This is a genomic window from Pseudoalteromonas sp. MB47, from assembly GCF_011319765.1.
Taxonomy (GTDB): Bacteria; Pseudomonadota; Gammaproteobacteria; order Enterobacterales; family Alteromonadaceae; genus Pseudoalteromonas; species Pseudoalteromonas simplex.
In genome coordinates, this window is sequence record NZ_VFBD01000017.1 from 1 (window position 1) to 11309 (window position 11309).

The following is an 11309-nucleotide window of genomic DNA, read 5'->3' on the forward strand; positions in this document are numbered from 1 at the left end:
CTTCGTAGTTTCTTTGATACCTACGATTTCAACTTCGTCATTCACGTTGATGATACCAGCTTCAACACGGCCTGTTACAACAGTACCACGACCTTGGATTGAGAATACGTCTTCGATAGGCATGATGAATGGCTTATCGATGTCACGCTCTGGCTCTGGGATGTAAGAATCTAGTGCTTCTGCAAGCTCAACGATTTTGTCTTCCCACTCTTTCTCGCCTTCTAACGCTTTAAGCGCTGAACCTTGGATTAGTGGTAAGTCATCACCTGGGAAGTCGTACTCAGAAAGAAGTTCACGAACTTCCATCTCAACTAGCTCAAGTAGCTCTTCGTCGTCAACCATGTCACATTTGTTCATGAATACGATGATGTAAGGTACACCAACCTGACGAGAAAGTAGGATGTGCTCACGAGTTTGTGGCATAGGACCGTCAGTCGCAGCAACTACTAGGATTGCGCCGTCCATTTGAGCAGCACCAGTGATCATGTTTTTAACATAATCAGCGTGTCCTGGACAGTCTACGTGTGCGTAGTGACGAGTTGGAGTATCGTACTCAACGTGTGAAGTTGAGATTGTGATACCACGCTCACGCTCTTCTGGAGCGTTATCGATTGATGCGAAGTCTTTAGCTACACCACCGTATACTTTTGCAAGTACGTTAGTGATTGCTGCTGTTAGAGTTGTTTTACCGTGGTCAACGTGGCCGATTGTACCAACGTTTACGTGCGGTTTTACGCGTTCAAACTTTTCTTTTGCCATGACGGAACCTATCAGTTTTGTGTATCTAGATTACATATGAAAATAATCCACCGAGGGTAGATTAATTTAATTTTTTCAAATTTCAAATAGTTTTTTCTGACAGATAAAGGAAGAAATTAAGATGAGTTCTCGATACTGGTGCTGATAGGCAGATTTGAACTGCCGACCTCACCCTTACCAAGGGTGCGCTCTACCAACTGAGCTATATCAGCAACACCAGAAGTCTGGAGCGGGCAGCGGGAATCGAACCCGCATCATCAGCTTGGAAGGCTGAGGTAATAGCCATTATACGATGCCCGCATAGGAACCTGTTCTTAAACTACCTCTAACCGTCAAGAATAAAGTGGTGGAGGGAGCTGGATTCGAACCAGCGAAGGCTGAGCCGTCAGATTTACAGTCTGATCCCTTTGGCCGCTCGGGAACCCCTCCACGAAAATTCTTTACTAAGTCACTTCCGGTAAAAGGAAAGTGGTGCCGACTATCCGAGTTGAACGGATGACCTACTGATTACAAGTCAGTTGCTCTACCAACTGAGCTAAGTCGGCACTGCTTTAGTACGGGGCGAGATTCTAAGGTAAGGTTTATTGTGATGCAACCATAAAATTAAAAAAAATGTGAATTTATGTGTTAAACGCTCACTATTCAGGCAAATTGCCGTATTTTTACTGCTTTATAGCTAATTCACGCCAATAATTCAGTCCTTTAAATACGAGCAAGCTGTCAAACTTAGCATCTAAATATGTATCTGCTAACAGCTTTCCATAACCACCAGCAAATATTAACTGGCAATCCTGTTGGTTAAGGTGTTTTTTTGCCTGCTCGATTGCGCCTAGAGTAGCAACCATGGCACCATTTTTTAGGCCATTTGGCGTATTACGGCCTAACTCAGTCGTAAATGGGATTTGCTCATCATCAAACACACGTTGCGTATTTTGGGTAAGTGAAGAGGTCATTAAATCAAGGCCAGGTAAGATCCAACCACCTAGATGCGCACCTTCTTGGTTTAGCACATCAATTGTCGTTGCAGTACCGGCATCAATAATAATGCAGTTTTGCTCGGGATATTCTACATACGCAGCTATTACCGCGAGCCAGCGATCAATTCCTAGGTTTTGAAACTGCTGGTATGCACAGGTTAACGTAGCGAGTTTAGCGGTCACCTCTGCTTCAAAGTAAGGAACAGCATATTGCTGCGCCTGTGCTAATAACGGTTTAAGTAGCTCGGTGTTACCCACGCACGCATAGACCAGCTCTGTTATTTGTGACCAAGGTAAATTGCTGAGTTCACAGGTTTGGTAATCCTTACCATCAAACAAAACGGCTTTAATTGCGGTATTGCCAACATCCACTAATAATTTCATAGCTCAGCCTTACGTAATGAAATTTCACCACCATAATAACTTTTCACTTCGCCGTCTTGGCGAATACGCACGCCACCTTGGTTATCAATTCCTTCACAAATACCACGCCAGCTACGATGACCCGTATTGAGCTCAACACACTCACCAGCAAATGCATTTAATTGATTCCACTGTAGATACATATCGTTTAAACCTGATTGCTGATACTGAGCTAAGCGTTTTTCTAAATAAAAGCACAAATAGGCCACCAGCTTGTTTTTATCTAATCCCTGTACATGCTGGCTTAAATCAGTCCATGCTTGATCTATGTGTTGGCTAACACTTTCTGGCATATGTAAATTGATACCTATACCTATTACAAGCTGGCAAGGCCCCTGCGGCTGACCATCAAGCTCAACTAATACACCCGCTAATTTTTCACGGTTTAAGTAGATATCATTTGGCCACTTAAGCTCTACATCCAATTGATATAAAGCTTTAAGCGTATCGTAAACAGCAAGCCCAACAGCAATAGATACCCCCATAGCAGCTTGCAAACCATCATCCAAACGCCAAAAGTAACTAAAGTATAAGTTTGCACCAAATGGAGATTGCCAAACGCGCCCACGGCGCCCTCTTCCCGCTTGCTGCATTTCTGCAACTAATACGCTGCCAGATGGCAGTGATACTTCTGTTTGCAAACGGCGCATTAATTCACTGTTGGTTGAATCAATAATAGGCTGCACTTCAACATTCGCGGTGCTGCCACCTAATTCATTATAATGCAGACCGATTTTATCTTTGTTCAGTAAGCCTACACTATTATTTAGGCAATACCCTTTACCCGTAACCTTAAATATATCGAGCCCCATCTCCTGCAAAGAGTGAATATGTTTACCCACTGCTGCACGGCTAATACCGAGCTGCTCGCCCAATTGCTGACCAGAAATAAAACCACCGGTATTTAGAGCTTGTAAAATAGCGAGCTTATTTCCATCTGGCGCTTTCATGATGAAGCTCCCAATTCAATGTGGCATTCATGTTCAGCATTGATCAGGCGTACTTCATGCTGTAAAGCAATCTGATATTTATGCCAAATCTGTTGTTGTACATGCTTTACCATGGCAATTAAGTCATCACCTGTACTATTACCGTGGTTTACTAGCACTAACGCTTGCTGCTGATGCACTTCAATACCTGCGACCTTAAAGCCTTTTAACCCAGCTTGCTCAATCAACCACCCCGCCGCAACTTTATGATGCTCAGCATCCACAAAGTAATGAGGTAGTTCTGGGTAGCTTTTTAAAAGTAACGCAAGTTGCTCATTCCTGATCACTGGGTTTTTGAAAAAACTGCCTGCATTCGCAAGTTCACTGGGGTTTGGTAGTTTACTGTTTCTGGTCGTGATGATTTGCTCAAATACCTGCTGTGGAGAGGGTTCTGAAAGCTGTTGCAATGGTCCATAACTCAGAACTGGCTGCCATTTTTTAGGTAACAGCAGCCCTACTTGGGTGATTACAGCTTTGTTCTTCAGTGCATGCTTGAAGATAGAGTCACGATAGCCAAATTGGCATTCGCCTTTAGTTAAGCGCTTTATCGTTTTGGTTGCAATATCAAAGTAGTCGACATAACTCACAAACTTTTCAAGTTCTACACCGTAAGCACCTATATTTTGCACTGGTGCAGCACCAACCGTTCCAGGTATTAAAGCAAGGTTTTCAAGCCCAGGCATGTCATTAGCAATAGCCATAGCAACTAATTGGTGCCAGTTTTCTCCGGCTGCAATGTGTAATAAAAAGCCATCGTTTTGCTGCTCTATGTCGATGCCCTTCGTATTCATGTGGATCACAGCACCTTGGTAGTCAGATAAAAACACCGTATTACTGCCTTCACCTAAAATACAAAATGGCCCAGAAAAGTCTGTGCTTAAAAGCTGATTCACTTCATCAATTTGATAAAAATGCTGGCATTGGCTTGGCAAAGAAAAGGTATGAAAAGATTGCAGGGACTGAGCCACAAAACGCCTCAAAGGTTACCGGTAACTAATCGCATTAGTGTAACCTATCGTCGCAAAATACGCATTAGATTGTAAAAATCACTCAACCCACTGCACTAATCATGTTATAAAACGGGCTCTTTTTCATTTCCGTTCCAGGGTTATTATGAAGTTTAAACCATTACTTTTAAGTCTTGCTATGGCCGGTGCTTGCTCTCAAGCAACTGCAGATGCAATCAGCCAGCACACTTACGCAAACTTAGATGACGTAACAACCACTCACCTACTACTAGATTTAGATGTTGATTTTGATGACAAACAACTAGAAGGTTTTGTTGAGCACACGCTAGATTGGCACAATGCAACAAGCAAAACACTGGTGCTTGATACTCGCGATTTAGATATCGACAAAGTAATGTATCAAGATCAAAAAGGCAGCTGGCACAAAGCTGACTTCACCCTTGCTGCACGTGATGACGTGAAGGGCTCAAAATTAACAATTAAATTTAAAAGCCAAGCGGTTAAAGCACGTATTTACTACAACAGCCGCCCAGAAGCTTCAGGTTTACAGTGGTTAACACCAGAGCAAACAGCCAGTAAGTCACACCCATTTATGTACAGCCAATCACAAGCAATTCATGCTCGTAGTTGGATCCCAGTACAAGATACGCCAGCAATGCGTGTAACCTACTCGGCACGTATTCACACTCCTAAAGACATTCGTGCGGTAATGAGTGCTGATAACAAAGATGCACTTTATAAAGACGGCGATTACCTATTTAATATGCCACAACCAATTTCGCCATACTTAATCGCAATTGGTGCAGGTAATTTAGAATTTAAAGCTATGTCTAAGCAAACAGGTATCTTTGCTGAGCCAACAATTTTAGATGCATCAGTTGCTGAGTTTAACGACACTCAAGCGATGATCGATAAAACTAACGCGATGTATGGCGAATACGCATGGGGTCGTTATGACTTATTAATGCTACCGCCAAGCTTCCCATTTGGTGGCATGGAAAACCCACGTTTATCATTCATTACACCAACGGTTGTTGCTGGCGATAAAAGCTTAGTAAACCTAATTGCTCACGAACTTGCTCACTCTTGGTCTGGTAACTTAGTAACCAATGCAACCTGGGAAGATTTATGGCTAAACGAAGGTTTCACGTCTTACGTTGAAAACCGCATTATGGAAGAAGTGTTTGGTCGTGACCGTGCAGTTATGGAACAAGCGCTTGATGCAGCGGGCTTACGCGCATTACTTAAAACTCTGCCAGCACCAGATACACGCCTTAACTTAAAGCTTAATGGCCGCGATCCTGATGATGCATTTAGCTCAGTGCCTTACACTAAAGGTCAGCTTTTCTTAATCTATCTAGAAAACAAATTTGGCCGTGATAAGTTTGACCCATTCGTAAAGGGTTACTTTGACCAATTTGCGTTTAAGTCTCTTACAACAGCGCAATTTGTTACTTACTTAAAAGCTAACTTGATCGAAAAATATCCAGGCGTTGTGAGCATGGATAAAGTTAATGAGTGGATCTTTGAGCCTGGTTTACCAAGCGATGCCCCTAACCCAACGTCTGATGCTTTCGATAAAGTTGATGCTGTAACCAAAACATGGTTAAACGGCGAAATTAGTGCAGCCCAGTTACCAACAGCGGATTGGTCAGTTCACGAGTGGCTACACTTTTTGAATAACCTACCTCGCGATTTAAGCATTGAAAAAATGACTGAGCTTGATAATCAATTCAACCTTACACAGTCAACTAATGCTGAGCGTGCTTTCGCATGGTTTATGCTAGCGGTAGGTAATGGTTATCAACCAATTTACCCAGCGCTTGATGAACATCTATCAGGCATCGGTCGTCGTAAATTAATTGTGCCACTCTATAAAGCACTTATTAAAAACGGTAAAAAAGACTGGGCGCATGATGTGTACTTAAAAGCACGTCCGGGTTACCACCCACTTGCACAAGGTACTGTTGACGACTTATTTGCAAAGTAAGTCATCAAACACAAAAAAGGCGCTGCAATCAGCGCCTTTTTTAATTATTTTATTAGTTACTTACTTTTTGTAAGAACGCACGGCGCTCTTCTGGGCTTGCTTGTTGCCACCAAAACTCAAGCATCGCAGCCGCACTTGGCATATTTTTCAAACCCGCTTGTCCGCCGGGTACTTTTGCAGGCAATGTGACAGGGACAGCAGTCGCAGGCTTGTTGCTTGTACTTGTAGCAGCAACTGGGGCACTGGCTACAGCTTGTGCAGGCGCGCTAGATGCACGATAGCTAACTATCGATAGTGGCACAGCAAGTTCACTGCCCTTGGCTTTTAAGCTTACTTGCGGTGATTCAGCAAACACTTCTGCCGCAACAGCATTACTGGCACGATTAAACACTAGGTCATAGTCTTTGCCGCTCTCTACTGTGAGCTCAACCCAGAATGGCTCTGACTCAACAACTTGGTGGTCATCATAACCTTGCTCGTAAAGATCGGTATATTTCATCTTCACTTGGTAAGTACCAGGAGCAAGTTCAACATCGTCAACACGACTGAAAAACGACTGCTCAATAAGTCGCTCTCCGACTTGTAAAGGTACAAACTCTTCTGGAAAGTGAATAGTCTCAGCGACACTACTTAAACTATTTAATAGCATTAACGCACTACTCAGTAATACTAACTTACGCATGTTCACTCCTTGTTGTTCAATTTACGGCAGTTTCAGTTTGACACTGCAAATAAAGTTTGTCATTAGTGGGCGGTCATTTAACCACATTTATAAGAGAGCTAAGTATGAGCCAAGAGACTATTTTTACAAAGATTATTAACCGAGAGATCCCTGCTGATATTGTATATGAAGACGAGTTGTCTTTAGCTTTTAAAGATATTAACCCACAAGCCCCTTTTCATGTGCTGATCATCCCAAAAACACCAATAGCGACGATTAATGATGTTACAGAAGAAAATGCATCTTTAGTCGGTCATTTATATGTGGTTGCTGCCAAACTTGCCAAACAGTTTGGCTTTAGTGAAGACGGTTTTCGCGTCGTAATGAACTGTAATGACCATGGCGGACAAACTGTGTACCATATACACCTACATATGCTGGCAGGTAAAACAATGGGCTGGCCTCCGTATCAAGACAAGAAAAAAACCAATCTCTAATATTTTAGTATGTAAAAATATGTAAAAGGTAGAACAAAGATACTGTTTTTGTCTATAATAGTGACAGATCAGCTAGTTAATGTATTGCAATTAGTTAACTAGCTGTATTTTTTGACACAAAATAGACACAAACTGTACTTTTCCTGCACAAGTCTCAGAAATTTCTAATACGAAAGGGGTGGATTGCGTGATAGGATGCAATTGTCAACTTTTTTCAAGAGTGAATAAATATGAGTAGTTCAGCCTTTTTATTATTAGATCCAGAACCGATTAACACGATTGGTGTAAATGTATTAGAACCATTGTTAAAAACACAAGGACTTACTGTGACAACTGGTACTGATATTTCTGAAGTACCTGAAGGCACACGATTGCTATTCATTGAAACGTCAAGTACAGATCCGTGGGGAAAACTAAAGGAGCAATTAGTTAATCTACGAATTAAATGCGATATTGTTTTATTTAATCTAGATGAAAACCCAGAACTAGCTAATCGCGCTCTTCTAAGTGGCATAAGAGGTGTATTTTACACCACGGATAACGCCGATGTGCTAATGAAAGGCATTCGTTTGTTACTTGAAGACCAACTCTGGTACCGTCGTGATATTATGTGTAATGCACTTAACCGTATGTTGCAGTTTAACAAAGACGCACTACATAAATTAACAGACGGTGATATCGAACCAGTTAAGCTTACCAAACGTGAAAAAGCTATTATTTCATTAATGAGTAAAGGTTCGAAAAACAAAGAAATAGCTGAAGATTTAAGTATTAGTCCGCATACAGTGAAAACTCACTTATACAGTGCATTTAGAAAAACTAAGTGTCGTAATCGTATTGAGTTACTATCTTGGGCTCAGCAAAACATTCCTGACGAAATTCGTTAAACGAAATACCCTACTTGTTAAAACAGACGCTACTGCGTCTGTTTTTGTTTCTGGTTGCTAATCACTGTAATTGACTTTATGCTCAAACTGATTGCCAAACACTGGAAATACAATGCTCGACTCAGCTACTTTATATTACGCCAGCGCTGCCATGATGGCAGTAATGACCCTTCTTAATTACCTTACTTGGCGAACCAACAATAAGACTCCGGGCACCTTACTCTATATTTTTTATCCACTTGTGATGTTTGCATCAGTAATGAGTTTTGCACTACATGGCCATATTAATAACCTTGCCAGTGTTGCCATTGCAAATACTCTACTGTTTAGTGCCTCAATCATCCATGTACTCGCAATTTGTCAGTTTTTGAATGCCAAATGCGTTGGCTTTAAAACCTTTGTTTCGATCACAGTCGCTTTAGCTATCACTATGATTTACCTTGCTACTGACAGCGCAGAGTTACGCAGCCGAATATTGGTTTCTGACCTTCAACATATTGTTGAATCATTGTTTTTACTGGCTTTGTTTATTCGTAATGGCCGTAAAAGTTACCCTAATGGCAGTATTGTTTATATTTTAATTCTCAGCATTATCCTAGCGGTGTTTACTGGCCGTACTTTAATGATGGGAGATATTACAACCGCCAACCTATTATCTGCAGACTGGTTTAGTTTCACTTTATTTATTAATGGCGTAATAGCTCCAATGTTCTATGCTACAGGCATGGCACTACTATGTAATGAAAGACGTGAGCAAAACCTTAATCAACTCACCGAAAAAGCCCATAAAGATTTAGAAATAAGAGGTTTGTTCTTATCAACTATTAGTCATGAAATTCGCACACCGTTAAACGGTATTTTAGGTAGTGCACAGTTGATCATGAACCAATCGAGTGACCCCCGTGATAAACCTTATTGCGAAGCAATTATTAACTCCGCTGAATCATTAAATTTATTAGTAGATAAAGTTCTCGACTACGCCAGCTTAGATCAACGAGATGAAGCACTTTATGAAGAGGATGTTGAGTTTAAAACTTGGCTAAATAATCTTTGCCTACTTCTCAGCCCCCTAGCAGAACAAAAACACTTAAAGTTTGAGTTGATATATGATTTGCCAGAACAGGCATGTTATTACTGCGACCAACAAAAACTCAGGCAAGTTATTATAAACTTAGTAGGTAACGCAATTAAGTTTACTGACCAAGGAGCCGTAAAGATTCATGTGAAGCTTCTTAATGAAGGCCAACTAGACCACCTAGTTAGAGTAAGTGTGATTGACTCAGGCCCTGGTATTGAAGATGAAGAAATAGCCTACCTCACTGAACCATACGTGCAAAGTAGTGCAGGTAAAGAGAAAGGAGGCACAGGCCTTGGCTTAGCAATTACCAGCCGGCTACTCGAAAAGTTAGGCAGTAAACTCAACATAGAGAGTGAGCTTAAAAAAGGCAGTACTTTCAGCTTTGATATTTCACTTGCTATTGGTGAGCTTAGCCTAGTTGAACAGCGTCACCAATCAAAGGATTATGTTACTGGCCTAGACGTGTTATTAGTTGAAGATCTCGATTTAAATCAGAAAATTGCCATCGAATTTATGGCTGATGATGAGCACAAGATAAAACTTGCAAAAGATGGCAATAGCGCGATTGAACTGATGCAAAAACATCACTTTGATGTGGTATTACTCGATATGAATTTGCCTGATTTAACAGGGCAAGAAGTCTTAAAAAAGCTAAAAAATATCGACCATTTAAATCAACGCACGCCAGTATTAGCATTTACCGCTAGCCTCAGTCCAGATGAAATAAAAGAGTATTTATCACTAGGTATAAAAGATATTGTAGGCAAACCAATAAAGCAGCAGAAATTACGTCAAGCTCTGAGCGATTCACAAACAAACCAATCTGCGAGTATCGCGGTGGAATTACGAGATACACTTTACGATGAAACGGCAGCTGCTACATTGATAAGCTCATTCAGCGAGGATGAGGTATCATCGATTTACAATGAGTTTGTTTTATCTGCTAGAAATAAACTCATTCGTTGTCAACAACTTGTAGATGATGATAAAGAGCAGTGCATCAAACTGATTCACCGTCAAGCAAGCACAGCATTGCAGCTAGGGTTTAATCGATACGGTACAGAGCTGAAGCGCATCGAACGTAAGTTACTTGATAACAAGCCCTTAAAAGAACTATTAACCGAAGCCCTAATACTTTGGCAAGAAAGTCTACAAGCTTACCTTAAGCATGCTAGGCGTGAGTTATCATAGCGGTAAGCGAGCATTGTAGGCGCGATTTTATATCGCGCAATATTCAAAAGATAACGCGCGAAATAAATTTCACGCCTACATCAAAACATGGAACGACTTTAGCCGTGAAATGTTTTTCGGCGCTAAAGTAGCGCCTTGGCTAAAGCCTACAAATAACACGATTCGGCTTCAAACTGATTGTGATATGATTACTTAAGACTTACTTTTTCAGGCATAAAAAAACACGCTTTCGCGTGCCTACTTATCAAACTCAATTAATTTTAATCTTCAATTTCAGTTGGTTGCGGGAGCTGTGAATTTTGAGAGCGAACCGACGACCTTCGGCTCTGAACCTGAATTTCAGGCATAAAAAAAAACGCTTTCGCGTGCCTACTTATCAAACTCATTTAATTTTAATCTTCAATTTCAGTTGGTTATACCATTCCGCTTAAATATCTGATCTAATATAGGCTATATAAAATCACCGGTTAATAACATTGAATCCAAACATATCTGAACAGCTTTTAGCGCTTTCTCGTAAAGAACCAAACGCACGAAAACGCATGCGATTGCTCGCAGTGTCATTATTTTATGAGGGGAATAGCAGAACCGATATTGCAAAATGTCTAAACACAGCAAGAAGTAGTGTGAATAAATGGGTTTCTAGTTACCTAGAGCATGGGCTTGATGGTTTAGACAATAAGCCTATTCAAGGACGTCCATCAAGATTACAACAGCGGCAACTTGAACAACTATCTGAGTTTATAAAGCGCACGAATACAGAACTTCGTGGTGGCCGCCTTACCGGTGAAGACATTGTGCATTACATTCATACTGAATTTGGTGTTCATTACCACTTAAATCATGTCTATAAAATTCTAAAGCAACTTGGCTTTAGTTGGATCACAAG

Annotated in this window: 10 protein-coding genes and 4 tRNA genes; 5 read left to right on the top strand and 9 right to left on the bottom strand. The window is 41.1% G+C overall.

What is annotated here, in order from left to right; translation table 11 throughout:
• The 8 genes from IMPJCBKJ_RS08775 to murB all read right to left on the bottom strand — a co-directional run.
• A partial coding sequence (locus IMPJCBKJ_RS08775) for an elongation factor Tu (protein WP_166339838.1) occupies positions 1-759 on the bottom strand: 759 nt, incomplete at its 3' end.
• Between the two features lie 136 nt (positions 760-895).
• Positions 896-971, bottom strand: a tRNA-Thr gene (locus IMPJCBKJ_RS08780).
• A 13-nt stretch (positions 972-984) separates the two neighbouring features.
• Positions 985-1059 (bottom strand) — tRNA-Gly (locus IMPJCBKJ_RS08785).
• Between the two features lie 44 nt (positions 1060-1103).
• A tRNA-Tyr gene (locus tag IMPJCBKJ_RS08790) sits at positions 1104-1188 on the bottom strand.
• Positions 1189-1228: 40 nt separating this feature from the next.
• Positions 1229-1304 (bottom strand) — tRNA-Thr (locus IMPJCBKJ_RS08795).
• A 117-nt stretch (positions 1305-1421) separates the two neighbouring features.
• On the bottom strand, positions 1422-2120 hold the full coding sequence (locus tag IMPJCBKJ_RS08800) for a type III pantothenate kinase (RefSeq protein WP_166339840.1): 699 nt from the start codon (positions 2118-2120) through the stop codon (positions 1422-1424).
• On the bottom strand, positions 2117-3109 hold the full coding sequence (gene birA / locus IMPJCBKJ_RS08805; protein WP_166339842.1) for a bifunctional biotin--[acetyl-CoA-carboxylase] ligase/biotin operon repressor BirA: 993 nt from the start codon (positions 3107-3109) through the stop codon (positions 2117-2119). The genes IMPJCBKJ_RS08800 and birA overlap by 4 nt, the downstream gene beginning before the upstream one ends.
• Positions 3106-4116 carry a UDP-N-acetylmuramate dehydrogenase gene (gene murB / locus IMPJCBKJ_RS08810; RefSeq protein WP_166339844.1) on the bottom strand — a complete coding sequence of 337 codons (1011 nt, stop codon included), beginning with the start codon at positions 4114-4116 and terminating at the stop codon, positions 3106-3108. Before murB ends, birA begins: the two co-directional genes overlap by 4 nt.
• Positions 4117-4261: 145 nt before the next feature.
• Here murB and IMPJCBKJ_RS08815 point away from each other — a divergent pair, with 145 nt between their 5' ends.
• Entirely contained in the window at positions 4262-6106 is a 1845-nt protein-coding gene (locus IMPJCBKJ_RS08815; protein WP_054554867.1) for a M1 family metallopeptidase, read from the top strand.
• Positions 6107-6158: 52 nt separating this feature from the next.
• Here IMPJCBKJ_RS08815 and IMPJCBKJ_RS08820 read toward each other — a convergent pair whose 3' ends face one another.
• Positions 6159-6788 (bottom strand): DUF2057 domain-containing protein, encoded by a 630-nt coding sequence (locus IMPJCBKJ_RS08820; protein ID WP_166339846.1) that lies wholly within the window; start codon positions 6786-6788, stop codon positions 6159-6161.
• A gap of 104 nt (positions 6789-6892) precedes the next feature.
• Between IMPJCBKJ_RS08820 and IMPJCBKJ_RS08825 the strand changes: the two genes are divergently transcribed.
• The 4 genes from IMPJCBKJ_RS08825 to IMPJCBKJ_RS08840 form a co-directional block, all read left to right on the top strand.
• A complete protein-coding gene (locus IMPJCBKJ_RS08825; protein WP_054554869.1) occupies positions 6893-7264 on the top strand; it encodes a histidine triad nucleotide-binding protein in 372 nt (123 codons plus the stop codon).
• Positions 7265-7494: 230 nt separating this feature from the next.
• Positions 7495-8151: a response regulator transcription factor gene (locus tag IMPJCBKJ_RS08830; RefSeq protein WP_054554870.1), complete on the top strand. Its 657-nt coding sequence runs from the start codon at positions 7495-7497 to the stop codon at positions 8149-8151.
• Positions 8152-8263: 112 nt separating this feature from the next.
• Entirely contained in the window at positions 8264-10420 is a 2157-nt protein-coding gene (locus IMPJCBKJ_RS08835) for an ATP-binding protein (protein ID WP_054554871.1), read from the top strand.
• A gap of 476 nt (positions 10421-10896) precedes the next feature.
• On the top strand, positions 10897-11309 hold a 413-nt coding region (locus IMPJCBKJ_RS08840; protein ID WP_166339848.1), incomplete at its 3' end, for a helix-turn-helix domain-containing protein.

Excerpts from the sequence above, each read along its gene's own strand:
- birA (WP_166339842.1), bottom strand. The coding sequence starts at position 3,109 with ATGAAAGCGCCAGATGGAAATAAGCTCGCTATTTTACAAGCTCTAAAT.
- IMPJCBKJ_RS08820 (WP_166339846.1), bottom strand. The coding sequence starts at position 6,788 with ATGCGTAAGTTAGTATTACTGAGTAGTGCGTTAATGCTATTAAATAGT.
- IMPJCBKJ_RS08830 (WP_054554870.1), top strand. The coding sequence starts at position 7,495 with ATGAGTAGTTCAGCCTTTTTATTATTAGATCCAGAACCGATTAACACG.
- IMPJCBKJ_RS08825 (WP_054554869.1), top strand. The coding sequence starts at position 6,893 with ATGAGCCAAGAGACTATTTTTACAAAGATTATTAACCGAGAGATCCCT.
- IMPJCBKJ_RS08835 (WP_054554871.1), top strand. The coding sequence starts at position 8,264 with ATGCTCGACTCAGCTACTTTATATTACGCCAGCGCTGCCATGATGGCA.
- IMPJCBKJ_RS08800 (WP_166339840.1), bottom strand. The coding sequence starts at position 2,120 with ATGAAATTATTAGTGGATGTTGGCAATACCGCAATTAAAGCCGTTTTG.
- IMPJCBKJ_RS08815 (WP_054554867.1), top strand. The coding sequence starts at position 4,262 with ATGAAGTTTAAACCATTACTTTTAAGTCTTGCTATGGCCGGTGCTTGC.